Origin of the sequence: Undibacterium hunanense (assembly GCF_014284335.1) — a bacterium.
GTDB classification, from domain to species: Bacteria; Pseudomonadota; Gammaproteobacteria; order Burkholderiales; family Burkholderiaceae_D; genus Undibacterium; species Undibacterium hunanense.
In genome coordinates this window covers 1-24,263 of sequence record NZ_JACOGF010000014.1, presented here as the reverse complement: position 1 = coordinate 24,263, position 24,263 = coordinate 1, and the positions used below count along the sequence as shown (strand labels likewise).

At 52.7% G+C, this 24,263-nt stretch carries 25 protein-coding genes and 2 tRNA genes; 4 read left to right on the top strand and 23 right to left on the bottom strand.

Translation table 11 applies throughout. The annotated features are described in order from the left end of the window. Positions 1-6: 6 nt before the first annotated feature. The 4 genes from H8L32_RS22110 to H8L32_RS22095 all read right to left on the bottom strand — a co-directional run bounded on the left by H8L32_RS22110 (position 7) and on the right by H8L32_RS22095 (position 2,641). Positions 7-1,191, bottom strand: coding sequence for an isovaleryl-CoA dehydrogenase (locus H8L32_RS22110; RefSeq protein WP_186949467.1), 1,185 nt, complete (start codon positions 1,189-1,191; stop codon positions 7-9). Between the two features lie 79 nt (positions 1,192-1,270). Next, positions 1,271-1,741, bottom strand: coding sequence for a PaaI family thioesterase (locus H8L32_RS22105; RefSeq protein WP_186949465.1), 471 nt, complete (start codon positions 1,739-1,741; stop codon positions 1,271-1,273). Positions 1,742-1,861: 120 nt separating this feature from the next. Beyond that, a complete protein-coding gene (locus tag H8L32_RS22100) occupies positions 1,862-2,188 on the bottom strand; it encodes a hypothetical protein (protein WP_186949463.1) in 327 nt (108 codons plus the stop codon). A 57-nt stretch (positions 2,189-2,245) separates the two neighbouring features. Continuing rightward, positions 2,246-2,641, bottom strand: coding sequence for a MerR family transcriptional regulator (locus H8L32_RS22095; RefSeq protein ID WP_186949461.1), 396 nt, complete (start codon positions 2,639-2,641; stop codon positions 2,246-2,248). Between the two features lie 195 nt (positions 2,642-2,836). Here H8L32_RS22095 and H8L32_RS22090 point away from each other — a divergent pair, with 195 nt between their 5' ends. Beyond that, the gene (locus H8L32_RS22090; RefSeq protein WP_186949459.1) at positions 2,837-3,910 is read left to right on the top strand and encodes an MBL fold metallo-hydrolase; all 1,074 of its coding nucleotides are present in this window, start codon (positions 2,837-2,839) and stop codon (positions 3,908-3,910) included. A gap of 40 nt (positions 3,911-3,950) precedes the next feature. Here H8L32_RS22090 and H8L32_RS22085 read toward each other — a convergent pair whose 3' ends face one another. The 9 genes from H8L32_RS22085 to H8L32_RS22045 form a co-directional block, all read right to left on the bottom strand. Next, the gene (locus H8L32_RS22085) at positions 3,951-4,433 is read right to left on the bottom strand and encodes a nuclear transport factor 2 family protein (protein ID WP_222619457.1); all 483 of its coding nucleotides are present in this window, start codon (positions 4,431-4,433) and stop codon (positions 3,951-3,953) included. A gap of 4 nt (positions 4,434-4,437) precedes the next feature. After that, positions 4,438-4,782, bottom strand: a complete 345-nt coding sequence (locus H8L32_RS22080) for a GFA family protein (RefSeq protein ID WP_186949455.1) — start codon at positions 4,780-4,782, stop codon at positions 4,438-4,440. Between the two features lie 60 nt (positions 4,783-4,842). Continuing rightward, positions 4,843-5,274 (bottom strand): VOC family protein, encoded by a 432-nt coding sequence (locus H8L32_RS22075; RefSeq protein WP_186949453.1) that lies wholly within the window; start codon positions 5,272-5,274, stop codon positions 4,843-4,845. Between the two features lie 91 nt (positions 5,275-5,365). Next, a complete protein-coding gene (locus H8L32_RS22070) occupies positions 5,366-5,875 on the bottom strand; it encodes a hypothetical protein (RefSeq protein WP_186949451.1) in 510 nt (169 codons plus the stop codon). 15 nt (positions 5,876-5,890) lie between these two features. Continuing rightward, positions 5,891-6,724, bottom strand: coding sequence for a glutaminyl-peptide cyclotransferase (locus H8L32_RS22065; RefSeq protein WP_230412359.1), 834 nt, complete (start codon positions 6,722-6,724; stop codon positions 5,891-5,893). A gap of 142 nt (positions 6,725-6,866) precedes the next feature. Then, positions 6,867-7,697 (bottom strand): anti-sigma factor family protein, encoded by an 831-nt coding sequence (locus H8L32_RS22060; RefSeq protein WP_186949449.1) that lies wholly within the window; start codon positions 7,695-7,697, stop codon positions 6,867-6,869. Between the two features lie 13 nt (positions 7,698-7,710). After that, on the bottom strand, positions 7,711-8,226 hold the full coding sequence (locus tag H8L32_RS22055) for an RNA polymerase sigma factor (RefSeq protein WP_186949446.1): 516 nt from the start codon (positions 8,224-8,226) through the stop codon (positions 7,711-7,713). Positions 8,227-8,272: 46 nt separating this feature from the next. Continuing rightward, positions 8,273-8,653 carry a COG4315 family predicted lipoprotein gene (locus H8L32_RS22050; RefSeq protein WP_186949445.1) on the bottom strand — a complete coding sequence of 127 codons (381 nt, stop codon included), beginning with the start codon at positions 8,651-8,653 and terminating at the stop codon, positions 8,273-8,275. A 469-nt stretch (positions 8,654-9,122) separates the two neighbouring features. After that, positions 9,123-10,049: a hypothetical protein gene (locus H8L32_RS22045; protein ID WP_186949443.1), complete on the bottom strand. Its 927-nt coding sequence runs from the start codon at positions 10,047-10,049 to the stop codon at positions 9,123-9,125. 307 nt (positions 10,050-10,356) lie between these two features. On the opposite strand from H8L32_RS22045, the gene H8L32_RS22040 reads away from it, so the two are divergent. Beyond that, entirely contained in the window at positions 10,357-12,237 is a 1,881-nt protein-coding gene (locus H8L32_RS22040) for a glycoside hydrolase family 13 protein (RefSeq protein ID WP_230412358.1), read from the top strand. A 66-nt stretch (positions 12,238-12,303) separates the two neighbouring features. After that, positions 12,304-13,197 (top strand): DMT family transporter, encoded by an 894-nt coding sequence (locus H8L32_RS22035; RefSeq protein ID WP_329605220.1) that lies wholly within the window; start codon positions 12,304-12,306, stop codon positions 13,195-13,197. 1 nt (position 13,198) lies between these two features. On the opposite strand, the gene H8L32_RS22030 is transcribed toward H8L32_RS22035, so the two are convergent. The 8 genes from H8L32_RS22030 to H8L32_RS21995 all read right to left on the bottom strand — a co-directional run bounded on the left by H8L32_RS22030 (position 13,199) and on the right by H8L32_RS21995 (position 22,382). Next, positions 13,199-13,738, bottom strand: a complete 540-nt coding sequence (locus tag H8L32_RS22030) for a carboxymuconolactone decarboxylase family protein (protein WP_186949441.1) — start codon at positions 13,736-13,738, stop codon at positions 13,199-13,201. A 268-nt stretch (positions 13,739-14,006) separates the two neighbouring features. Continuing rightward, the gene (locus H8L32_RS22025) at positions 14,007-16,442 is read right to left on the bottom strand and encodes a TonB-dependent receptor plug domain-containing protein (protein WP_186949439.1); all 2,436 of its coding nucleotides are present in this window, start codon (positions 16,440-16,442) and stop codon (positions 14,007-14,009) included. Positions 16,443-16,622: 180 nt separating this feature from the next. Beyond that, entirely contained in the window at positions 16,623-17,450 is an 828-nt protein-coding gene (locus tag H8L32_RS22020; protein ID WP_408058961.1) for a helical backbone metal receptor, read from the bottom strand. Beyond that, positions 17,434-18,213 (bottom strand): SDR family oxidoreductase, encoded by a 780-nt coding sequence (locus H8L32_RS22015; protein ID WP_186949436.1) that lies wholly within the window; start codon positions 18,211-18,213, stop codon positions 17,434-17,436. The genes H8L32_RS22020 and H8L32_RS22015 overlap by 17 nt, the downstream gene beginning before the upstream one ends. Positions 18,214-18,256: 43 nt before the next feature. Continuing rightward, positions 18,257-19,018 (bottom strand): thiol:disulfide interchange protein DsbA/DsbL, encoded by a 762-nt coding sequence (locus H8L32_RS22010; RefSeq protein WP_186949434.1) that lies wholly within the window; start codon positions 19,016-19,018, stop codon positions 18,257-18,259. Positions 19,019-19,036: 18 nt separating this feature from the next. After that, positions 19,037-19,663 (bottom strand): SPOR domain-containing protein, encoded by a 627-nt coding sequence (locus H8L32_RS22005; protein ID WP_186949432.1) that lies wholly within the window; start codon positions 19,661-19,663, stop codon positions 19,037-19,039. A 40-nt stretch (positions 19,664-19,703) separates the two neighbouring features. Further along, a complete protein-coding gene (gene argS, locus H8L32_RS22000; RefSeq protein ID WP_186949430.1) occupies positions 19,704-21,416 on the bottom strand; it encodes an arginine--tRNA ligase in 1,713 nt (570 codons plus the stop codon). 153 nt (positions 21,417-21,569) lie between these two features. Beyond that, positions 21,570-22,382, bottom strand: coding sequence for a DUF6622 family protein (locus tag H8L32_RS21995; RefSeq protein ID WP_329605219.1), 813 nt, complete (start codon positions 22,380-22,382; stop codon positions 21,570-21,572). Between H8L32_RS21995 and H8L32_RS21990 the strand changes: the two genes are divergently transcribed. Beyond that, on the top strand, positions 22,297-23,205 hold the full coding sequence (locus H8L32_RS21990; protein WP_186949426.1) for a recombination-associated protein RdgC: 909 nt from the start codon (positions 22,297-22,299) through the stop codon (positions 23,203-23,205). The genes H8L32_RS21995 and H8L32_RS21990 overlap by 86 nt on opposite strands. A gap of 595 nt (positions 23,206-23,800) precedes the next feature. Here H8L32_RS21990 and H8L32_RS21985 read toward each other — a convergent pair. Next, positions 23,801-23,877: transfer RNA gene (locus H8L32_RS21985), tRNA-Asp, on the bottom strand. Positions 23,878-23,909: 32 nt separating this feature from the next. Beyond that, a tRNA-Val gene (locus H8L32_RS21980) sits at positions 23,910-23,985 on the bottom strand. Positions 23,986-24,263: the final 278 nt, after the last annotated feature.

The following is a 24,263-nucleotide window of genomic DNA, read 5'->3' as shown; positions in this document are numbered from 1 at the left end:
AATGGCTTATTTGGTTTCTGCAAACAATTCACGGCCTATCAACATGCGGCGTATCTCGCTGGTACCAGCGCCGATTTCATACAGCTTGGCATCGCGCCACAGACGGCCAACCGGGTATTCATTGATATAGCCGTTGCCACCCAGGGTCTGGATGGCTTCGCCCGCCATCCAGGTGGCTTTTTCTGCGGAATACAAAATCGCCCCGGCCGCATCCTTACGCAGGGCGCGTACTGCTTCTGGCGTTTTGGCGCGGTCACAGGCCTGGCCAACCGCATACACATATGCCTTGCACGCCATCATGGTGGAATACATGTCTGCCAGCTTGCCCTGCATCAACTGGAATTCACCGATAGGCTGGCCAAATTGCTTGCGGTCATGCACATAGGGAACCACTGCGTCCATACAGGCCTGCATGATGCCCAGCGGGCCGCCGGACAGGACAGTGCGTTCAAAATCCAGGCCAGACATCAAAACATTGACGCCTTTGCCCAGGCCGCCGAGTACGTTTTCTGCCGGGACTTCGCAATCTTCGAACACCAGCTCACCTGTGTGGGAGCCACGCATACCGAGTTTGTCGAGCTTTTGCGCGATGCTGAAACCTTTAAAGCCTTTTTCTATGAGGAAGGCCGTCATGCCGCGCGGGCCGGCTTCCAGATCATTCTTGGCATACACCACTAGGGTATCGGCATCCGGGCCATTGGTGATCCACATCTTGGTGCCGTTCAAGACCCAGCGGTCACCCTTCCAGTCGGCACGTAACTTCATGCTGACCACATCGGAACCGGCATTTGGCTCGGACATGGCGAGCGCGCCTATGTGTTCGCCGCTGATCAGCTTAGGCAGATATTTGGCTTTTTGTTCTTCTGTGCCATTACGCTTGATCTGGTTCACGCACAGGTTGGAGTGGGCGCCATATGACAGGCCGACAGAGGCAGAGGCGCGGGAAATTTCTTCCATGGCGATAATATGTGCCAAATAGCCCATATTGGCGCCACCGTATTCTTCACTGACGGTCACACCCAGAATGCCCAGGTCACCCATCTTGCGCCACAGATCCATGGGGAACTGGTCGCTGCGGTCTATCTCGGCAGCACGCGGGGCAATTTCTGCCTGGGCAAATTGCTGCACGGCTTCGCGCAGGGCGGCAATGTCTTCGCCGTGATCAAAAGTCAAACCTGGTAAATGGAGCATGTCGTCCTCACACTTTTATAAAATTGAAATTCGCTGGCTTATGTTAACTTATGATCAAGCATGCCAGCCATAGTACTACCTACATCTTCGATTCTGTCTTGGGTATCACGAACAAAGTCTGCTGCATGATGGCGCAGAGTTTTTCCTTGCCTTCATGCACTACGAACACTTCGGCGCTGGATACCACCAGGGTTTTGCCTGCCTTCAATACCTTGCCACGCGCAATCAGGGTATCGCCCTTGCCTGGTGCGACGATATTGATCTTGTATTCGGCAGTTAAGCACTCACTCACCGGCATCAATCGCGTATTAGCGGCATAGCCACCCGCTGCATCGGCGATCGTGCCTATCACGCCGCCATGGAAATAACCATGCTGCTGGCTGACTACATCACTGAAAGGGAGGCTGATTTCGCAGGCACCGGGGGTGATGCTGGTCAGGCGGGCATTCCAGGCCATCAATGCGCCCTGTGCGTTGAAGCTTTCCAGCAAGCTCAGGGCCAGTTTATGATCCAGTGCAGCGGCTGTCTGATGTGTTGCCTGATTACTCATGAAACCTCCATAACGACGGAAAAACCAGTTCAGGCAAAAATAATACGACCAATTGACGTTTACGTAAACGTCAATTCAACAATTTGACGCTTTTCAGTTTGACTATCCCTGCCCCGCCAATTATTTGGCCTTGACCTGAGGATGGAAAAAATAGCGGGATACATTCCATACGCCACATAAAAACGCCAGGTAAAGCGCACTGACGCCGTAAATAACGCCCATTTGATGGTCATTGCCGCTGTTGATCTCGAACAAAGTGGCTGCAATGGTCTTGTGTGACATAAAAACACCGAAACACAGGGCCAGCAATAGCAGGCATACGCCCGTCAATATCAGCCGCATGGCATTTTTAACGGTGATTTTTTCCGGATAACGTGCTGCGTAAAAGACAAAGCCGACCGAGAAAAATTGCAGATTGAGCAATAACTTAGGTAATAAACTAAGCATCTTAGTCTCCTTTTTAAAAGCTGAACGCCGATTTCCAACCTGATTATTCCGGCCTGCTTATTCCGGCTTAGTACTTGCCTGTGCCAACAGGCTGCGGCTTTTTTCTTCATGCGCGCTGATTTCGGCCAGCATGATTTCTATGTCTTCGCGCTGCTGTTCCAGCGCTGCCCTGTGCCTGGCCAGCACCACCAGAAAACTCTGCAACTGTACCTCGGTATCTTTAGGGGACCGGTACATGTCGACCAGACTCTTGATATCCGACAGGCTCAGGCCCAAACGTTTGCCACGCAGGGTCAGCTTTAAATGCGTACGCTCGCGTGCCGTGTAGATACGGTTACGTCCGCCCGGTCCTTCGCGGCTGGGGCTAAGCAAACCCTGGTCTTCATAAAATCGTATCGCACGCGGCGTAATGTCAAATTCACGGGCAAGGTCGGTAATGGTGTAAGTGGCCATGGTCAAAGTCTGTTGAAAAAACACAGAAACGATTTTCTGATTACAATTTGCGTTAATTACAGTTTACGTTAACGTCAAATAGTTTTAAATCGCATTGTAGGCTATTCCAGCGCTTCTGGAATCAACCATAATGCGAAAAAGAGCAGGCACAGAGATGCCTGCGCCATCACAATAACAACAGAGACAGGTCAGGCCATGAACTTACTGGAACAACAACTGCACTACCCTTTTGGCGAAACCCTGCCGGACACCGCCAAAACCATGGAAATTGCGCCGGGTGTGCTGTGGATACGCATGGGACTGCCATTCGCACTGAACCATATCAATCTGTGGCTGCTGGAAGATGACATCGAAACCGAACAGGGACAGGTACATGGCTGGACCGCTATCGATTGTGGCATTGCCAGCGATGCCACGCGCGACGCCTGGGAAATTCTGTTTGGGGACCTCAACAATCATCTGCGCGGCCTGCCCATCATCCGCGTCATTGCCACCCACTGCCATCCTGACCACATAGGCCTGGCCGACTGGCTGTGCAGCCGCTGGAATTGTCAACTCTGGATGACAGCAGGCGAATATGCGTTTGCCCGCATGATGTCGGCCAGCCTGCCCGGTGCGGATGGCACGGCCATGTTCCCGCATTTCCGCAAACATGGCCTGGTAGATACCGCCATGCAAGACCAGATACAGGAAAGAAAGAACCATTACACCCGCCTGGTGCCAACCGTGCCGACCGCTTATCGTCGCCTGCAAGAAGGCATAGATGTCGTCATCAATCAGCGCCACTGGCAAGTCATCTGCGGCTTTGGTCATTCACCCGAGCATGCGTCGCTGTATTGTGCCGGACTGAATATCCTGATCTCGGGCGACATGCTGCTGCCGCGCATTTCGACCAATGTCTCGGTATTTGCGATAGAGCCTGAAGCCAATCCAGTACAGCAATATCTGGATTCGCTGCAAAAATACCTGCCACTGCCAGAAGACGTGCTGATCCTGCCGTCACATGGCAAACCCTTCAAGGGCCTGCATACCCGCGTCCAGCAATTGCAGGATCACCATGCAGAGCGCCTGGCAGAAGTCAAAGAAGCCTGCAGCACACCGCAGTCAGCGGCAGACATCGTCCCCATCATGTTCCGCCGCCCGCTGGATGCACATCAACTGACATTTGCCATCGGTGAAGCCCTGGCACATTTGCACAAGCTCTGGTTTGACAACATTCTGCGCAGGGAACTGGGCGGTGACGGCATCATGCGTTTTGTGGTGAAATAATTTTTGATGCATACAGTCCCTGTCACAGGGCCCAGTATGCTTATTGCTGAGGTATTTTGCTGATCTGCACGCTGACTATTTTCCATCTGCCATTGCGCTTGATATAGATGTCGATATAGCGGTAATGTGATTTGAAAGGCTTGCCATCGTAGCGCCCTGTCATCTGTGTACGGCCACTGAGCAGGGCGACATTGTCATACAGGCGCACTTCAAAATCTTCCACTGTATAGGGATCAAGCACCAGTTTATCTGACACTAATCCATCGACGAAACTGGCCTTGGTTTCGATATCACCGCTGCCATCTATCTGACGGAAATCTTCTGTCATATTGGATTCAATTGCGGCCCTGTCCTTGCGTATTATTGCCTGGTCCCAGGCATCGGACAGGCGCTTCAGTTCGGCTACCGCTGCTGTGCGCTTTTGATCTGGAAAATCAGCCGCATGCACAGACAGTGAACACAGACTTACCAAAGTCAGCAATATCCAAAACTTACCCAGGCACTTGTTCAGCATATCAGCCATACTTCTACAGCGCACGGCCATCATAGTGATGCACAGGTATGGCTGCCAGATCTATATCTTCCAGGCAGCGTATATTGACTGCTGCTACACGATTGCCTTTCGGGTCTACGCCCTCAGCATAAGGATGGATGCCGCAAGCAGGGCAGAATTTATGATGTATCACATGCTTATTGAAGTCATAAGTACTGGCTGCATCTTCAGGTGTCGTCAAGTGAAAGTGATCACGCGGCACAAACCACAGCAGTGATCCCTTGCGCTGACAGATGGAACAATTACAGGCGAGTGCAGTTCCTATCTCACCTTCTACTTCAAATGCGATTTTGCCACAATGACAGCTGCCTTTATGCATGGTATTCAATCTCCTGAAAATGAAAAAAAGTGATGTAAACCTGACCGACAGTGCGCCGGTTTAAGTCGCGGCATCCTGCCAGTATTCACCAGGACGATAATTGCCGAAATACCAGAGATGGCCTTCGGGGTCGAGCACCATATAACCGCGTGCGCCGTACTCTTCCGTTTGCAAGGGACGTACCAGTTTGGCGCCGGCAGCGATGGCCACCGCATGATGCGCATCCGGGTCAGCCACGTAGACACTCAGCGCCTGTGAAATCCCGGTCAAAGATCTGGGACTGACATGGTGGGTTTCTGCCTTGGGCGAACTGACCATGACCACACCTGTACCCAGGCTCAGTTCAGAATGCTCTATGCGATTGCCTTCCCCGGGTACGACAAAACGGCAGGTAAAGCCAAAGGCACGCACCAGCCAGTCTACTGCTGCGGGTGCATCATCGTAGGTCAGACTGGGATGGATATCGGACGGGGTGCGATAAGACTGGGACATGGTGCGCTCCTGAAGAAGAAGACTTGCCTGGACGCTGATAAGTACAAGGACTTACTTTATATACAACAAAGCAGGCTTATGCAAGTCTAACTTACTTCTGCGCATCCCTTTCCCGGCAACTGAGTGAGGCGTAATCGACTTTGGGTAACTTATTTTTGATACCGTAAGTCTTCAAGGTGTCAAATACATCTGCATGCGGTTTAAAAGTGCAGGCATTTTTTTCCGCAAAATTCTGCATGTTTTTTGTACTGTCACTCACCTGCACCACCAGACCCATGCCTGGGCTGACACAACAGCCGACATAGGTATCCATGTATTCTTCTTCCAGCAACACCAGTTTATGCCCCATGAAACTGGCTGGCTTGCGCAAAAGATAGAAATCAACATAATCAGCGCGCGCGTCCGTCTGCCGGGCCAAGATGCCAGCCTGCTTGTAGGCGGTGATCACGGGGCGTGATTGCGCCTGTCTATCCGTGCCATTATTTTTGATGGAAAGTGCTTGAATAAGGCGATTTTCCAGATCAGATTCAGCCGCCTGACTGGGAAACGAAAGCGCGCCCAGCAATATGCCAAACGCGTTCAGATAAAAGAATTTTTTCATCGTAAGCAATCTGTATTAGCGCTTGAGCAGGCGGATTTCATAAATCCGTGGCCACAGCTTGCCAGTCACGAACAAACGGTCATGCGCGGCGTCATAGGCGATGCCATTGAGCACATCAGGATTGCTCATCATGCGTTCACGTATCGGCAGCAAGCCGCTGAGATCTATCCAGGCCGTCACATTGCCGGATTTGGGATCAATGCGGGCAATTTTGTCGGTTTGCCAGATATTGGCGAACACTTCGCCCTTGACCCATTCCAGCTCATTCAACTGATCGACCGGTTTGCCACGTGCGGTTACTTTGATCCGGCGCACTTCGGCCAGTGTTTCTGGGTTCAGGAAACGTAATTCTGCGGTGCCGTCGCTCATGATGATTTCACTGTCGTTGCGCGCCAGGCCCCAGCCTTCGCCCTTGTAGGCAAATTCTTTCTGGAAGGCAAAGCTGTTCAGATCCAGCACATACCCTGCCTGCGATGTCCAGGTAATGCCTATCAGGCGGTTATCCCAGTAAGTAATGCCTTCACCAAAAATTTGCCTGGGCAAGTCGATCTTTTGTATCACCTCACCGGTTTCCAGTTTTACCTTGCGTACCGATGAATGTCCCTGCAAACCAGTGCTTTCATACAAAAAGCCATCCTTGTAAAACAGACCCTGGGTGAAAGCATTTGCATCATGCGGATAGCTGTTCACCACCTGATAACCATAGGTGGGCAAGGCGGATGTGGTGGTCGACACCGCTGTGGCTGCACTGGCTGGCTGGCTGGCTGCCAGGCAGCACACCATCAACCCGGCCAGCAGGCTGCTAAATGTGCGGCGGGGCAAACTGGCGATTTCCTTCCTGTGTGTCATGCGTCTATCCTGGATGTAAGGCCGGGAATCATATTGTCCGGCATCAGACGGGAAAGAATAGATATTTTCCGGGCAGCTGTCACTCAGTTTTACTTAACGTGACAAATATGTCGCTGCAAAATCTCCTGTGACCTGGTGCGGGCTAAGACGGTTTATCAAGTTGCTCGTAGACGGCACTGGCGATGCGAGCCAACTCAGTTTTGCTGATATTGCCAGACAGGGCATAGCCAAATTTGCCGTCTATCCAGTAAAAGACATTGACCTTGTCTTCCTGCATGAATTTGAAGCCCGTGTCCTTGTTATGTACCTGGTCTGTACTTACATACAGGGTCAGGCGCTGGCCGCTGGCGTCCTGATACATGAACTGGGCCACCGGACCACTGCCGCCTGGCAATAATCGGCCGCCCACCAGTTCATACGACAGTTTGCCCAGCTTGGGCGCATGCATGGGACTGCCTATGCGCTTTGACAGCCACGCGACCAGTTGGGTTTCCTGTTCGGCACCGATTTCTACCGGACGCCGGGCATCCGGGCTGTACACCAGATGCGCAACGGCAGCCTGGTGGGCAAAGGCTGCTGCATTTTGCACGCCCACCCTTGGTACCTGACCCGGCCCTAAAGCCAGCAAACCCGCTTCACCCGATTTGCCATGCAAGTCATTTGCAAACCAGCCCATGCCCGCACTGACAAAAGCAATGGCCACCCCGGCAGCCAGATGCTGCCAGCCCCACCCTGTCCGGCGCACCGGCAAACGGTCCACTGGTACCTGCACCAGCCTGTCGGGCAAGGCCTCTTCTATGACAGGGTCAAACAGCAGATGCAGGCTGGCATTTTGCTGGCGCCAGGCATCTACCTTCCGGGCGTCATCCGGATATGCCTGCAAATGGGCTTCCACCTCTGCCTGGCGCGCAGGCGACAACTGCGCATCGACATAGGCATGCAGATCTGCTTCGCTGATGGGGGCCTGTTTCATGCTGGTACTTTCTTCATTTGACGACCTTCAGCACAGTTGGCTGTGACCGGCCTTCCATGATGGCACGCAACTTCTCACGCCCGCGTGACAGACGCGACATTACCGTCCCCACGGGTATATTCAGGGCCTGCGCCACGGCTTCATAGGGCATTTCTTCCAGCGCCACCAGCAGCAAGACTTCGCGCTGCTCCAGGGGCAATTGCATCAGTGCCGCCTGTAGATCACGCAATTCCAGACCCTGGCTCTGCTCTGCCGGTACCGGCGGCAACCGCGCTTCGTCTTCGAAGGCTTCGGTAGGCAGCACCGGTCTGCGCAAGTGGTCAATCCGTAAATTGTGCATGATGCTGAACAGCCAGGCGCGCATATCGCTGCCGGGTAAAAATCCGGCCAAGCGGCTCCAGCCGCGCTCCATGGTGTCCTGCACCAGGTCGTCGGCACCCGCCCTGTCCCCGACCAGCGCCCGCGCATAGCGACGCAGGCGAGGGATACAGGCCAGCAATTGCGTATGGCTGGACTGTTTATCGAGCATAGGCAGGGGCGCTGCGGTTCATGACCGTCATCAACATGGGCATCAATTATGGTTTGACGATGTGCCAGACATTTTTGAAATTATCGCCATTGCGCTCACCAGCCTGCTTGTCAGCCGCATACAGATACAAAGGCTTGCCGTCATACGCCAGTTGGCTGCTGCCATCGTCACGCGTCACTACAGAATACTTGCCGGCTGGCAGCTGGGCTGGTGCCGGAACCGGCGGCCAGTTGGTTGCGCAAGGGCCATTGCAGGCACTTTTGCCGCTGCCTGCAACATCTTTGTCAAAACTATACAGTGTCATGCCACTGGCGCTGACCAGCACACCATCGGCGGCTTTGGGCATGGATTGGGCCTGGGCCACGGAATAACCACCCAGCAGCATGGCGGCACAAGACAGACTAAGGCAAATTTGGCGAATTTTCATCAAGGAACTCCTGGTTGTATAGATAAAGTCGATGCAAGACCTTGCACAAGCCATACAGACTAATGCGGCTTAAAACCTGTTCACGATCTTACAAAGGGATAAACGTCAGGCAGCGCCGTTTTATTCCATACCGCTGAAAATAAATGAAATGATTTCAAATCCTCATAGCGGGCACTAGCGCAATAGTGTACGGCAAACCAGATAGCAAACTCTTTGCGTCATAGCCTGGACGGATACTCGGAATTTTATCCACGGCCAGCAAGACATGAATCGCTGGAATCGTTAGAAGGAGGGAAAACGAGGAAGTATGGAAACAGGAAATATGCGCAGACACGCTTATTGCGGCAGGCAAAAAACCTGGTGTCTGACAGGCAGGTGAAGCTGTCCGGCTGAATCACGCCGGACCATGCTTGATGCCTGCGCCGACATCAGCGCAGGCAAACCCGATACCATGAAATCAGATAGCAGATCAGATGGCAGCTCTGCTGGCAGCAGACGCCAGAGTGTATGGATCAGCCGCAGCAGCGGCGTTCTGTCCCTGATAGCCGGCGAAGGCTGCGTAAGGCGAAGCCAGCAAAGTTTGCTTGCGCAATTCCATATTTTTCTGGTTCCAGGCAGCATTGTCGGCACCCAGTTTTTCATAGGTAGCCTTATAGGTCTGGATCTGATCTTTCCATTCTGCCGAACCATAGGCTGCGGTAGGCAAGGCGACCGACAAGGGTGAATCAGGTCGCGGGTCGGGATTGAATACCAGGTCAGATGCCAGCAGGTTGGGGCCGCCACCTGGGTTGGTCGGTTCCACAAAAGCGGAAGGATTAGTCGGATCGTAGACACGGTATGGCGTATGCGTGGTATTGACGGCGGCGATGGCTGGTGCCGGCGCGGGCGGCGTTGCTGCCGTTGCAGTGGCAGACTCAGATGCCGCACTGGTCGCAGCAGCTACCGCAGTTGCCGCCGTAGTAGCGTTTGCAGCGTTGGTCGTGTTTGTAGTGCTTGTAGTGGTCGCAGCAGCGGCGGTAGTGGCGGTGGCAGCCGTGGCAGTGCTTGCAGCCACACTGCTGACCGCATCACTGGTCGCCGAAGCGGCTGGCGTTGGTGCCGGGGTGATCTTGTTTTGCAATTGCTGCTGCAAGGCCGCCAGTGTTGCCTGTATCTGGCCTGCCAGATCAGAAGCAGCGCTGCTGGTGCCGTTGTTGCTGTTATTACTACTGTCGCCAGACACTGCATCTTTCAGTGCCGCTACGATCGTGTCTTTGGTCCCCGGTTTGGCAGCAGCCTGAAAAGCCGCCTTGAATTTGTCGGCAGTGCTTTCTACATCGGTCATCCTGGTTTTCAGCTTGCTTTGCAGTTCCTGCACATCACCGAAAAACGCTTTTAAACTCGTAATATCATTCATATACCCCCCTTGGGATTCCAGTCTGAGCGCAGCGGTTTCGCTGCTTTTCTCTTCCAATTGCCACGAGTCTAAAAATAACAAAGAAAACTGCCGCAGGATGCGTATAAAAGAGGCAGATCTTCCCCTCATTTCCAGCTTTAAAACACGGTTGGAATCAAGGCTAACGTCGCGACTGGCATAAACAACACCCTCGATCATGTATCTTTGATACACATAAAATATAAAAAATACCCTTAGATAATGATTTAAATCCTATAATTAATTACAAATGTAGTTTAATTACAAAAAATAAAAAGAAGGCGACCCTATGCAATTCCCTGACCTGCCTATCCGGTTGATGGCGAAAATGGTGCTGATACCAATGCTGGCCGGACTGATCACGACACCCGCATTAGCACAACCCAATAGCCTGGACCACGTGGAACCCGGCTTCTGGTGGGCAGGTATGAAAAACCCGCAGTTGCAACTGATGCTGCATGGCCCGCAGATTGCGGGCTATACGCCATCCATCAATTATCCAGGTGTCAAACTTGATGGCACCAGCAAAGTCAGCAATCCGAATTACCTGTTTCTCAATCTGCAGATTTCACCCGTTGCCAGGGCAGGCAAATTCAACATCATCCTGCGTCAGGGTAATAAAGAAATTGTCATCCCCTATGAATTGAAAGCGCGTGAAAAAAATTCGGCGCAAAGACCTGGCTTTGGTCCGGCAGATGTCATCCTCAATATCATGCCAGACCGTTTTGCCAATGGCGATACCGGCAATGACAGCCTGCCCGGCTTTACCGACAAGCTCGACCGTGCGGATGCCAGTGCCAGTCGGCATGGGGGCGATCTGAAAGGCATACGTGACCATCTGGACTACATTGCCAGCATGGGCTACACCATGTTATGGCCGACGCCGGTCGTGGAAAACAATCAACAAAGCTATTCTTACCATGGCTATGCGACCAGCGACTATTACAAGGTCGATGCGCGCCTGGGCAATAACGAAGAATACCGGCAACTGGTAGCCGAGGCCAAAAAGCAGGGCATAGGCGTGATACAGGATATCGTGCTCAACCATATCGGCGATGGCCACTGGTGGATGAAAGACTTGCCCAGCAAAGACTGGCTCAGCCATGACAGTGAATTTGTACCCACCTACCATGCACGCACCACGGTCAGTGACCCGTATGCCTCCGCCATCGATAAAAAGAATTACACCCAGGGCTGGTTTGAAGTACATATGCCGGACATGAACCAGAACAATCCCCTGGTAGCCAACTACCAGATACAAAATACTATCTGGTGGATAGAGTATGCCGGGCTGGCAGGGATACGCGCTGACACTTACGGCTATTCCGACCCCGCATTTCTGACACAGTGGTCGCGCCGCATCATGCAGGAATATCCGCATCTGACGCTGGTCGGTGAAGAATGGTCAGACAATCCGAATCTGGTCGCCCACTGGCTGCGCGGGCACAAGAATGCGAATGGCTATGTATCCCACATGCCAAGCATGATGGATTACCCTTTGCACGATACCCTGCGCAAAGCACTGGTTGCGCCAGAAAACCTGCATTCCGGCTTTGCCACTCTGTATGAAAGCCTGGTCAATGATCAGTTGTATCCACAACCATCGGCAATGGTGCTGTTTGAAGGCAATCATGATGTCAGCCGCCTGTACAGCGCCCTGGATGAAGACCTGGATTTGTTCAGGATGGCCGTCACCTACGTCGCCACCATGCCGCGCACCCCGCAGTTTTACTATGGCACGGAAATCCTGATGACCAGTACCAAACACCGGGATGATGGCGCTTTCAGGAAAGACTTTCCCGGTGGCTGGGCGGGCGATACGGTGAATGCCTTCACCGGTGCAGGGCTTAACCCCAGACAACTGGAAGCACAGGCCTTTATCAAAAAACTGCTGAACTGGCGCAAGACCCAGACTGCCATCCACAGCGGTAAGCTCATGCATTTTGCACCGCAGAATGGTATCTATGTGTATTTCCGCTACGACCAGCAACACAAGTTCATGGTGGTGATGAACAAGAATACTGTTGCTACAGAACTTAAAACGCAGCGCTTTGACGAAATCCTGCCCACCAGGGCCACCGGAAAAGACGTGTTCACAGGGCAGGATTTTGCACTTGCGCCCACATTGAACGTACCTGCGCGTAGTGTTTTGCTATTGGAGATTCACTAGCGTTACGAAAGACTTGATTCATGGTTTTGGTGTAGGCTAACAAGCTTTTGCATAGCCTACACCACCGTGAACAAAACTCCTGTTATCACTTACCTGAAACTTGTCTGTGTCGCTCTGTTCTGGGGCGGCACTTTCATTGCCGGGCGTCTGGTCGCCAAGGAAATCCCGCATATGATTGCGGCGTTTATCCGCTTTTCCGTGGCCAGCATTCTTTTATTGCTGCTGGCATGGCGACTCGAAGGTGGCTTGCCTAAACTGACGCGGCAACAGATGCACGCGACATTTTCTCTTGGGGCAACCGGCATCTTTTTGTATAACCTGTGTTTTTTTGCCGCACTGGAGCGCATGCCCGCTGGCCGTACGGCGCTGTTTGTGGCGCTGAATCCTATCGTCACCGCGCTGGCGCTGGCCATGTTGTTTGGAGAACGACTGAGCAAGATACGCTGGCTGGGCATTCTGATTGCCTTTGCCGGTGCGGCGGTCGTCATCACCCGTGGTGATTTGCTGGGGGCCGTGCATGATTTATCGCAATCGGTCGGCAAGGGCGAGCTGTTCATGCTGGCTGCGATTTGCGGCTGGGCGGCCTACACCATCATAGGCAGGCATGCGCTGAAAGGATTGTCACCGATTGCTGCCACGACCTATGCGTCACTCTGGGGCCTGCTGTTGCTGGGCATAGGTGCAGCACTGGAAATACCTCGTTTTGAGCCCGCTCACATGAGCCTGCAGATCATCGCCGCGTTGGTCTATCTGGGAGCCTTTGGTACAGTCATCGGCTTTGTCTGGTATTACGAAGGCGTCAAAAGCATAGGGCCGGCCCGTACTGCGGTCTTCAATAATCTGGTGCCGGTATTTGGCATCAGCCTGGGCGCACTGATCCTGGGTGAGCCCATACTGACATCCATGATCATAGGCGGCTTGCTGGTCATCGCCGGGGTGACGCTGACCAACAAGACCTGAATTAACGCGGATTCACTTTCGGGAAATCCACGTCCGTATGGGCCACGTTATTGACGTAGTTGGTCAACACATTCACGGCCACATTCAAGACGATTTCTATAACTGCGGCGTCATCAAACCCGGCAGCACGCAAATAGCCCAGCTCTGCGTCACTGACACGGCCACGCTGTTGTGCGACTTGAAGCGCAAATTGCAGGGCTGCATGGGTTTTAGCATCTGTTGCATGCGCATCGCGTGCCGCGTCAATCTCTGCATCACTGAGTTTTGCCAGATTTTTACCCAGATAAGCGTGGGCTGCCAGGCAATAATCGCAGCCATTGTATTCAGCAATAGTCAGGGCGATACGTTCACGCAGTTGTGCGCTCAGGCTGCCTTTGGCCAGTGCACCACTGAGTGACAGATAGCCTTCAAGGGCAGCCGGGCTATTGCCCACCAGCTTCATCAGGTTAGGCACCATGCCCAGTTGCTGGTTGACGGCAGCGAGTAAAGGCTGGGAAGTGGCAGGGGATTGTTCTACGGCAGGGATGGCAAGACGGGACATGTGAGATTCCATTCAAATCGGGTTTAAGGGATTCGCGTTTCTTATATGCGCCTGTCAGCATCAGTCAGTATCTGTCAGCACCGCGAATGACGTAACTTTGCCTTATTCCACAAAATAAAAGAATATCCGTATTTGTAAATTTATTATTCCATTTTTAGGAATTATTAATAGAAAAAATCGGCCTGATGCACATCCAGGCCGATTCTCAGAATGCAGGAGCCAGGGCTCTTGCGGTACAGATTAAGTTTTAAAGATTAAGTTTTACAGATTAAAACTTCTTCCACAGTTTGATGAAGTATGACGCACCACCCAGGCCAAACTGCACGCTGTCATAGTAAAAACCATTATCGGTTTCGTTCGGGTCCTGACGTGTAGGTTTGACGTTGAACACATTATTGCCACCGACAGTCAGCTTGGTGGTGTCATTGAAGGCATAGGTCAAAGCCACATCTGCTGAGGTTTTGGGTTCGTAATAGGCATTTGGTACACCCGCAGCCGTGCCCGAGAAGGTGCCCAGGGTTTGTGAACCGTAATGGATGATTTTGAACTCGCTTGCCCATGAACCCTGGTCATAATTGAAGGTCAGTGTGGCTTTCATCCTAGGGCCGCCCTGTTCGATGAACAGACGTTCACGTTCGGACAGCAGAACATCTTCATAGCCACGCAGGGATGGCGGCGCCTGTACCTTGGTGACTTCTGTCTTGCTGTAATTAAAGCCCAGATAGGTAGACAGTTTACCGCTGCCCAGACTGGTTTTATGCGATGCCGTCAGATCCAGGCCCTGCGTCTTGGTATTGACCGAATTCACGAAGAACTGTGCCTGACCCACACCCAGAGCGGACAACGCTGCCCCCAGTGCCGGATAGTTATCGGCATCAAAACGGCCTGACAACACGATACGGTCGGCGATATCGATACGATACAGATCCGCTGTCATCGAGAAGGCATTGGTCGGCTTGTAGGTCAGACCAAAGGTGTAGTTCTTGGAGGTTTCATCCTTCAGTTTAGGTATGCCGGCAGCATTGGCGATTGCACCACCGTTTGGTGCCAGTACTACGTCCATGGGCTTGCCGCTAATGAAGTCGGTGAAGGTGGATGAGAAATACACTTGCTGCAAGGACGGCGCACGGAAACCGGTACTTACGGAACCGCGCACCAGCATTTCGTCAGATACCTTGTAACTGGCCGCCAGTTTACCGGTCAGGGTGGAACCGAAATCGCTATAACGCTCACCACGCATGGCGGTCTGCACTTTAAAGCGCTTGGTCACATCGGTTTCCACATCGACATAGGCAGCAACGCTGTTCCTGTTCTTGTCGGTACGGTCACCAGGCTGGAAGCCGGGGAAGCCCTGGCTACCGGCATTGCCGCCAAACCCTACGCCATCAACGTCATTGTATGAGCCTGGTTCACCTGCAAAAATCTTGTAATTTTCACGACGGTATTCGGCACCAAAAGCGACGTTGACGCCGTTCATGAAACCATCAAAGAAACGGCTGAAATCGAGGTTGGTGGTCGCTTGTGAAAACGAGAAACCACCGGCATCAAAACGATTCGGGCTGATACCCTTGCCGCCAGCCAGCAGATCCTTGTTGGCAATGGAAGCATTCAGGGTATTGCTGGTGGTGTACTTGAGTTCATTGAAACCATAGGTCTGCGACAGGTCAGCCCGCCATTCGCCGATATCCCATTTATAACCTATGGTGCCGTAGATATCATTGATGTCGCCATTGATGTAAGGCACAAAACCATTTGGATACATGGCGGCAGAATTGCGCGAAGGAATATCGTCAGAACCTATGCCACCGCGAGCAAAGGCGGCAGAAGACGCCTTGCGCTGTTGCGTACCCAAGGTGAAATACAGTTTGTCACTGCCGCCGTTAGGCACTTCACCGTTCAGGTAGACGGTAGGACCGGTCATCTTGGTGTCACCAATGGTACGCGGATTACCCGGATCGGCCCGGTTGGAACGGCCACGGTCGGTATATTCAACCGTAATGCCCAACACACCTTTTTCACCCAGGGCGATGCCGCAATACGCGGATGGCAGATAGTTTTTACCGTCACCGGCAGAATACTGGCTGTAACCAAAACTGGCTTCGCAACCCAGGCTTTTCTTGAGGGTGATATCCATGACACCGGCAATCGCATCGGAACCATATTGGGCAGCAGCACCGTCACGCAAGACCTGGACATTGCTGATCGCCATCACCGGGATGGCATTCAGGTCGGTGCCGGTATTGCCGCGATTGCGGGCACCAAACAGATTCACCAGCGCGACCGTATGACGGCGCTTGCCATTCACCAGCACCAGCGTCTGGTCAGAGCCCAGGCCACGCAAGGCGGCAGAATCAACCAGGTCGGCGCCATCGGCACCGGTCTGGCGCGTGGAATTGAATGAAGGGGAAATATTTGCCAGTGTCTGCGCCAGGTCAAATTGCCCGCCCTGCTCGGCCGATTTGGAAATGGAAATAAAATCGATAGGCAAAGGTGTTTCGGTCGCACTGGAATTGACACGACGCGAACCGATGATGGTTGCCGTCTGCATGCCAGGCTCAGTTACTGGTGTTACTGATGTTGCGGGCGTCGCTGCGGGAGCAGTCGTGGTTTGTGCTGTTGCCATGCCCGGTATAAAAACCGCTGCGGCACTTGCACCATACAGGGCAAGCAACACTGCCTTATGCATCTTAAGCATCTTACTCATAACGAACTTCTCCAAGAATTGTCAAAAAACCTTAACTGGTATGTCCAGAAGTATGGTTGTCACGACAATGGAGTGTCAATCAAAGCGCTGATCAGTGTGGCATTTTTGCTTAAATGATATGTATCTATTGCGGAAAAGGTGCTAATGCGCTGAATTGCATTACCTTGTTGTACCAGCGCCTCAGGCCAGTTGCTTCAGATAATGCAGGCCAGCTATTGCACGGCTGCCGTACCAGGACAGCATTTCGCCATCCACCAGTTGCACCGGCAGGCCCAGCTGTTTTTCCAGCGCATCTACATGGGTTTCGGTAAAACGATAGGGTTCACTGGACAAGAGTACGCCGTCAATCTCGCGCAGCATCTCGTCATTCCAGCGAAAAGCCGGGTAACGCGCTGTACTGTCTGGTGGCGACCAGGTTTGCCAGCCTATCAGTGCCAGCATGGCTGAGATATAGGTAGCAGAACTGACTGTCATCCACGGGTCTTGCCAGATGCAATACACCAGCTTGCGTCTGACAGTCTGATCGGACAGCTCAGGTAATGCAGGCAGCGACGCATAAGCCTCTTCAAAACGCTGGCATAGCTGCAAGGCCTTTGCCTGCGCGCCAAAAATATTGCCCAGCAACTGATATAACGCCAGATTGTCACGTGGAACCAGCGGATGGGTAACGACGATGTGCGGGATGAAATCCGCCAGGGCATCCACGACCGGCTTTTCGTTTTCATCGATATTGACGATCAGGTGCGTGGGTGCCAGTTTGCGTATCTTGTCGATATTCACATCCTTGGTACCGCCGATCTTGGGTATGGAGGCAACCACTTCTTTAGGATGAATACAAAAACCGGTGCGTCCAACCAGGCTGGATGACAAGCCAAGGTCACACAGCAATTCGGTAATCGACGGCACCAGGCTGACGATACGTGGTGGCGTCGTACAAGGGGTATGGATGGCGCCTACAGCATCCACCAGCAAGGCAGGCTGTTGCACGCTGTCAGTCGCTGGCTGCACGCGGCTTGCGGCGTGCCCTGGCAAAAACGGTGTCATACAGCCAGTTGGGCAGGATGCGCATCAGCTTGGCAACCACTCCCATCTGCCAGGGGATGATACGGTAAGAATCGCCGCCGTCGATTGCCGCCACCGCAGCATTCGAAAATGCCTGCACCGGCATCAGGAAAGGCATGGGGTAGGGGTTGTCGCGTGTCATAGGCGTATCAATATAACCCGGCGCAATGGTGACCACACGTATGCCACTGTCACGCAATTCCACCCGCAAGGATTCGCAGTAACTTATAACGGCGGCCTTGGAAGCGCAGTAAGCACCCGCTCCGGGCAAACCGCGTATGCCGGCAACACTGCCTATACCGACCAGGCGACAGTCAGTCTGCCTGGCATAGCTTTTCATGGCACCGATGAAGGGAGAGAAAGTCGCCACCGTCGCCATCAGATTGGTTTGCAAGACGCGGTCGAATACCTGTGTGTCTTCTGCAAATTCACTGAGGGTACCTACCGATATGCCTGCATTGGCAATCACCACATTCACCTGCCCGACTGCCTGCATGAAGCTGTTTGCAGCTTGTGCCAGTGCCGCATGGTCAGTCACATCAACCGCATAAATATGGTGCCGGCCCGGGTCAGGCAGACTCTGGCGCAATTCTTCCAGCACATCACTGCGCCTGGCGACCAGGGCCAGGGTTGCCCCTTGTTGCGCATACGCTTGCGCCAGGGCAGCACCTATGCCGGATGAAGCACCAGTAATAAAGACAGTTTTCATGGCGTCCAATGAAAAAATCCGCCAGCACGGCGGATTCTATTATTTATTTTTTCTTGACCGGGGCTTTTGCCGGTGCGGCTGCGGCTGCTGATGCCGGGGCAGTTGATGATGCAGCAGCCGGGGCTGCCGGCGCATTTCTTTCTTTCTGAATTTTAGTAATCAGAAAATCCAATACCTGCAAAACAGAACGATTTTGCTCCTCTTCCGTCACCCGCGCTATCGTGGTCACCGACATCACTGGCGACGTGGTAAAGCGACCATCAACCGCAATGAAGGGTACGCCATCGACCTGATAAGCGTCCGACAGTTGCGCTGCACGGTTCAGCTTGCTCTGGATGGAAAAAGAGTTATAGATATCGGAAAATTTTTGCTTGTCGAGGCCGGATTTGTTCACAAACTCCATGACTTCGGCATCGCTTTGCAGGCGGTTACGGTCTATATGAAAAGCGTTGAAAGCCTTCATATGGTATTCGTCCGCCTTACCCATGGCTTCCATGGTGAAATACAATTTTTGTTGTGGCACCAGGCCGTGGAAATTCACATGCACACGCTTGAAGACGATATTGTCACCCTGTTTTTTCACCCATTCAGCAATCAGGGGTTCCAGCGCATTGCAGTGCGGGCAAAAATAACCGAAAAATTCAATCACTTCGATTTTCTTGCCGCCATCAGCAGGCTGTGGACGTTTAAGTACCTGATATTCCACCCCAGCCTGCGGCATGGTAGGCGAAGCACCCGCAGTTGCCATCAGGCTCATGCTGGCAAGCAGCAACACACAACGAAAAATTCGGTTCAACAATGACATCTCAGTTCCTTTACAGGTTTATTTGACCGTACGCACCACGGCAACATCCACACTATTCTCAGACAGGCGGGCGCGCATACGGTTCATTGTTTCTTGCTGAGAAAATGGTCCTATGCGTACGTGATACATGGTGCCGCTATCCGATGTCTTTTCTACTATGCGTGCTTCAAAGCCGATCAAAGCCAGTTTGGCACGGCTGTTTTCAGCAGCCGCCTGTTCCTTAAACGCACCAACCTGCAAAAAGTAAATATATTTTTCATCGGCAACATCAGCGGCCTTGTCTGCCGCTTTTTCAGCCGCAGTCTTTACTTCTGGCTTGGGTTCAGCCGGCTTGACTGGTGGTGGCACCGGTGTTTCGGCAGGCTTGGCCGGTGCGTTCGGGTCTTTGACGACATCCTTGGCAGCTTCTTTCACGGCATCCTTGTTGCCATACAAAGGCTTGTTCGGATCCTGCAACTGTGCCAGAGGCAGGTCCGCCTTGTCGGATTTGCCACCTTTGTTGGTAAACGGCGTGGATGACTTGGTAATCACCATGGCCACACCAACGGCAATAGCCAGGCCGATGACCAATCCTACGATGATGCCAGTCAAGGTATTACCGCGCTGGCCATGCTTCAGAACTGAGGCGTTACGATATGCTTTCATGCGTCTCCGACGTGTTTGTTAGCTTGGATTAGCTGGAAAATTACATCTTGTTAGGTGCTGAAACGCCAATCAGGGCCAGGCCGTTGCGCAATACCTGGCGTGTTGCCAGCATCAACGCCAACCTGGCCAGCTTGGTCGCTTCGTCATCCACCAGAACCCGCTCAGCATTGTAATAGCTATGCAACTCACCTGCCAGATCACGCAGATAAAACGCGACCTGGTGCGGGCCAAGTTCATCCAGCGCCTTTTCCAGCGCTTCCGGATATTCTGCCAGCTTGGCCAGCAGGCTGGCTTCGCGCGGTGCAGTCAATGGTGACAGGTCGACATTGGCCAGCGGTGCGAAAGCGGCTTCGTCTGTCGCATATTGCGCCAGTACAGAGCAGATACGGGCGTGCGCATACTGTACGTAATACACCGGGTTTTCATCCGAACGGGCCAGGGCGACGTCGACATCAAACACGAATTCGGTATCGGCCTTGCGCGAGATCAGGAAGAAACGCACGGCATCACGGCCACGCTGCTCATCACCGCCACCCGACCATTCAATCAGGTCACGCACGGTGACATAAGAACCAGCCCGTTTGGAAATCTTGACCTCGGCACCATCCTTCATGACGGTCACCATCTTGTGCAGGATGTAATCAGGATAGCCTTGCGGTATGCCGACATTCAAAGTCTGCAAGCCGCCACGCACGCGGGCAGTAGTGCCGTGATGGTCACTGCCCATGATATTGATGGCCTTGCGGTAACCTCTTTCCCATTTGGTGACATGGTAAGCCACGTCCGGTACGAAATAGGTATAAGTCCCATCCGACTTTTTCATGACGCGGTCTTTGTCGTCACCATATTCCGTCGTACGCAACCACAGTGCCCCATCCTGCTCATAGGTCTTGCCAGCCGCCGTCAGGGCAGCCACTGTCGACTCGACCTTGTTTTCCTTGTAGAGCGAAGTTTCAAGATAGTAATTATCGAACTTGACGCCAAAGGCCAGCAAATCTGCATCCTGCTCACGACGCAGGTAAGTGACGCTGAACTGACGTATGGACTCAATATCATCCACATCACCACTGGCCGTGACCGGCGCGCAGTCACCGGCAGAAACGGTGTTCTTTGCCAGGAAGTCTTTTGCGATATCGGCAATATAATCGCCGTTATAGGCAGACTCTGGCCAACCAGCGTCACCAGGCGCAAAGCCTTTGGCGCGCGCTTGCACCGACAGAGCCAGATTAGCTATCTGTACACCTGCATCGTTATAGTAAAACTCGCGGCTGACGGCATACCCCTGGGCATCCAGCAAGGCAGACAAAGCATCGCCCAGCGCACCCTGACGGCCATGACCTACATGCAATGGACCCGTAGGATTGGCAGATACAAATTCCACGATGACTTTTTCACCGGCACCGCGCTGGCTTTTGCCAAAATCGGCAGCCTGTTGCAAGATCGTTTTAACGACTGTCTGTTTTGCCGACGCAGCAAGGCGGATATTGATAAAGCCAGGACCGGCGATTTCCACGCTGGCAACCAGCGGGCTATTTTGTGCTTCTACTGCTGCAACAATCGCCTGTGCCAGTTCGCGTGGATTCTTGCGCAGCGGCTTCGCAATTTGCATGGCGATATTGCAGGCTGCATCACCATGGGAAGGATCGCGCGGACGCTCCAGCGCTATCGTCGGCTTGAGCTCGGTCCCCACCAACAGGGGTTCAACCGCATTCTGGAATAATTTCAGTAATTCTTGTTTTTGTTCGGCTAGCATGGCGCAGAGGTTTTATTGTATTTTGACAATAAATAAAATAAGGACAGGGGACATTATACTGTCTCCCCCTGTCCCCTGTCTGAGATGCGGCAAGCGAATCTTGCATCTTCTTGTTACGAATTACTACTACTCCACAAGCTGCCAGATTGCTTTTTATACCGTAGCAGAGCTTGCAAATATGGAATTGGTGGACATTGCTTGTTTGTACATGATCAGGACACGCAGCATTTTGCCGAGGAACAGACCGTTGAACAGGCCAAACAAAGCAGTGCTGATGACAGCAAACAGCATATTCGTGTGCAAGGCAGGATTCACATGCAAAGCCACGTTGACTATGTATTTCATGACAAAAATGGCCATCATCATGATCAGCGGCGCCCAGCTACCACGATAAAACACCGTACCCTTGTCTGCCAGGATGCGTACATTCTTGTCACTGACCAGACTCCAGGAAATTGCCGCACCGACAGACATCGTAGCCAGCCACGCTGCCAGTACCACAGGATCAGCACCAAAACCGGACAATATGCCTTGCACAGACAAAGCCAGCATGACGATAGGGATGATGACGATGGTTCTGACTTTCAATTCCCTGTCCACGCTGGACTTGATGCCGCGATAAGCCAGAAAGCCCAGAATTGCCCATACATAGATTGGTGTGTTGCTGATGATTTGGTTCAACATGATGATCTCCTTGAGTGCGGTCAGTATCGTTTCGGGTGTTTGTTTTGCTGCGATGGAAGAAGTATTGCAAAGCTGATCCAGCCTGTATGCCAGAAAGCGACGAAGCGCTGGTTCTTGCCGCAAAAGGGGTGTTTTTGGTCGTGAGCGTGTGGTCTCAGGCGTGTAGAATGCTAGGTTTTCTTCGTCTGGATACGCTATGTGGTTCAAGAATTTGCAAGTTTTTCGTCTTACTGCTCCCTGGAAGATCACTGCCGAGGAGTTACATACCCAATTGTCACGCATTGCCTTTTCGCAATGTGCATCGAACGAGATGCAGAGCCAGGGCTGGGCGTCGCCACGCAATAATGATCAGCTGGTGCACTGCGTCAATCAGCAATTCCTGATTTCGCTTGCAACTGAAAAGAAATTGCTGCCTTCCAGCGTTATCAATCAGGTTACCAAGGCACGTGCGCTGGAAATCGAAGAAGAACAAGGTTTCGCGCCTGGCCGCAAAGCCATGAAAGACCTGAAAGAGCGCATTACTGAAGAATTATTGCCACGCGCCTTTGGCGTCAAGCGCAATACCAATGTATGGATAGATCCGGTGAACCGCTGGCTGGTGATTGATGCCTCCAGCCCATCCAAGGCCGATGAAGTCATCAAACTCTTGCTGAAATGCTGTGACAAGCTGCCTTTGGAAGGCTTGCGCACCAAAGCCTCGCCGCAAGCAGCCATGACAGGCTGGCTGGCCGGCAATGAAGCGCCCAAAGGTTTCACCATAGACCAGGATACCGAACTGAAGTCATCCACCGAAGACAAGGCCACCGTACGCTACGTGCGCTACACGCTGGAACCGGACGATATCCAGAAACACATCAGCGCCGGCAAGCAATGCACCAAACTGGCATTGACCTGGGATGACAAGATCAGCTTCGTCCTGACCGATACATTGACAATCAAGCGCATCAAACCGCTGGATGTACTGGATGAAAGCAAAGACAAGGGCAGCAATGAAGAAGAACGCTTTGATGCCGACTTTGTGCTGATGACTGCAGAACTGGCCCGCTTGCTGGATGACGTGGTGTTTGCGCTGGATGGCGAGATGGACAGCGCACAGGCTGCGTGATGAACTGAAGTGTTTTATCCGACCCCCGCTCAAGTAACTGGGCGGGGGTTTTGTTTTATGCGCAGCCCTAATAACGCACTTTAAAACCTCTCAGCACAGAGGGACGGAGGAAGGCCAAGTTGCTTGCAAGCAGACTTCGTCACACAGGTGAACGGAAATAGAGCGATATGCGCTCTCTGTTCTTGCTCTGTTGCCTGGGTTTCTTATCTTATTTCCAGGTCGCAGCGCCTCCTCGCATAGTAGGGTGCGCTGCGCGCACCGCTGTCTTATCGCCCAATCGTTCTCTTGATCACACCGCACAACGCATCAACCACGACTTCAGGCTCCAGCCTGCGCTGGAGCGACGGGGTTTTGATAAGCTCGACGGCTGGCCACTGGCATTCTCAGTGCTGGCGATGAAGTGTTGGAGTAGTTCAAGACCTTGTATTGATATGCCGGCATTCAACGTGAAAACCAATATCGGCGCGCCTGTGCAGGCAGGAGGCTACCGGGCTGGCGTTCCAGTGGCGTTCGTGGATCAACGTAGATGCTTGCCTGGGCAGGAAAATGCGGACGAAAAAAAAGACAAGCATCGCTTGTCTTTTTTCTTTATAACTGGCGGAGCGGACGGGGCTCGAACCCGCGACCCCCGGCGTGACAGGCCGGTATTCTAACCAACTGAACTACCACTCCGAAACTACTTAACCGTTGCTGCTGTTTATCTGTGGTGGGTGCTGAGAGGCTCGAACTCCCGACCTACGCCTTGTAAGGGCGCCGCTCTACCAACTGAGCTAAGCACCCATATTCTTGCTTAGTCAGACAAACATTGATGTGTGTCACCACATCAACAGAAGCAAAATTATACTGCACAATCTGGCTTCTTGTCTAGTCTTTTTCCTGGCTATTTCACTAAAATCTGCGAAACCACCTATAAAATCGACTATTCTCACTTAAAAGCAAAACCCCCACTCAAGTATATGAGCGGGGGTTTGCGGAATAAAAGCCTGACGATAACCTACTTTCACACTGGTTGCAGCACTATCATTGGCGCGTAATCGTTTCACGGTCCTGTTCGGGAT

What these genes read in the sequence shown, in the direction of transcription:
- H8L32_RS22110 (WP_186949467.1), bottom strand. Translation starts at nt 1,191, where the DNA reads ATGCTCCATTTACCAGGTTTGACTTTTGATCACGGCGAAGACATTGCC.
- H8L32_RS22105 (WP_186949465.1), bottom strand. Translation starts at nt 1,741, where the DNA reads ATGAGTAATCAGGCAACACATCAGACAGCCGCTGCACTGGATCATAAA.
- H8L32_RS22100 (WP_186949463.1), bottom strand. Translation starts at nt 2,188, where the DNA reads ATGCTTAGTTTATTACCTAAGTTATTGCTCAATCTGCAATTTTTCTCG.
- H8L32_RS22095 (WP_186949461.1), bottom strand. Translation starts at nt 2,641, where the DNA reads ATGGCCACTTACACCATTACCGACCTTGCCCGTGAATTTGACATTACG.
- H8L32_RS22090 (WP_186949459.1), top strand. Translation starts at nt 2,837, where the DNA reads ATGAACTTACTGGAACAACAACTGCACTACCCTTTTGGCGAAACCCTG.
- H8L32_RS22085 (WP_222619457.1), bottom strand. Translation starts at nt 4,433, where the DNA reads ATGGCTGATATGCTGAACAAGTGCCTGGGTAAGTTTTGGATATTGCTG.
- H8L32_RS22080 (WP_186949455.1), bottom strand. Translation starts at nt 4,782, where the DNA reads ATGCATAAAGGCAGCTGTCATTGTGGCAAAATCGCATTTGAAGTAGAA.
- H8L32_RS22075 (WP_186949453.1), bottom strand. Translation starts at nt 5,274, where the DNA reads ATGTCCCAGTCTTATCGCACCCCGTCCGATATCCATCCCAGTCTGACC.
- H8L32_RS22070 (WP_186949451.1), bottom strand. Translation starts at nt 5,875, where the DNA reads ATGAAAAAATTCTTTTATCTGAACGCGTTTGGCATATTGCTGGGCGCG.
- H8L32_RS22065 (WP_230412359.1), bottom strand. Translation starts at nt 6,724, where the DNA reads ATGACACACAGGAAGGAAATCGCCAGTTTGCCCCGCCGCACATTTAGC.
- H8L32_RS22060 (WP_186949449.1), bottom strand. Translation starts at nt 7,697, where the DNA reads ATGAAACAGGCCCCCATCAGCGAAGCAGATCTGCATGCCTATGTCGAT.
- H8L32_RS22055 (WP_186949446.1), bottom strand. Translation starts at nt 8,226, where the DNA reads ATGCTCGATAAACAGTCCAGCCATACGCAATTGCTGGCCTGTATCCCT.
- H8L32_RS22050 (WP_186949445.1), bottom strand. Translation starts at nt 8,653, where the DNA reads ATGAAAATTCGCCAAATTTGCCTTAGTCTGTCTTGTGCCGCCATGCTG.
- H8L32_RS22045 (WP_186949443.1), bottom strand. Translation starts at nt 10,049, where the DNA reads ATGAATGATATTACGAGTTTAAAAGCGTTTTTCGGTGATGTGCAGGAA.
- H8L32_RS22040 (WP_230412358.1), top strand. Translation starts at nt 10,357, where the DNA reads ATGCAATTCCCTGACCTGCCTATCCGGTTGATGGCGAAAATGGTGCTG.
- H8L32_RS22030 (WP_186949441.1), bottom strand. Translation starts at nt 13,738, where the DNA reads ATGTCCCGTCTTGCCATCCCTGCCGTAGAACAATCCCCTGCCACTTCC.
- H8L32_RS22025 (WP_186949439.1), bottom strand. Translation starts at nt 16,442, where the DNA reads ATGAGTAAGATGCTTAAGATGCATAAGGCAGTGTTGCTTGCCCTGTAT.
- H8L32_RS22015 (WP_186949436.1), bottom strand. Translation starts at nt 18,213, where the DNA reads ATGAAAACTGTCTTTATTACTGGTGCTTCATCCGGCATAGGTGCTGCC.
- H8L32_RS22010 (WP_186949434.1), bottom strand. Translation starts at nt 19,018, where the DNA reads ATGTCATTGTTGAACCGAATTTTTCGTTGTGTGTTGCTGCTTGCCAGC.
- H8L32_RS22005 (WP_186949432.1), bottom strand. Translation starts at nt 19,663, where the DNA reads ATGAAAGCATATCGTAACGCCTCAGTTCTGAAGCATGGCCAGCGCGGT.
- argS (WP_186949430.1), bottom strand. Translation starts at nt 21,416, where the DNA reads ATGCTAGCCGAACAAAAACAAGAATTACTGAAATTATTCCAGAATGCG.
- H8L32_RS21990 (WP_186949426.1), top strand. Translation starts at nt 22,297, where the DNA reads ATGTGGTTCAAGAATTTGCAAGTTTTTCGTCTTACTGCTCCCTGGAAG.
- H8L32_RS21995 (WP_329605219.1), bottom strand. Translation starts at nt 22,382, where the DNA reads ATGCGTGACAATTGGGTATGTAACTCCTCGGCAGTGATCTTCCAGGGA.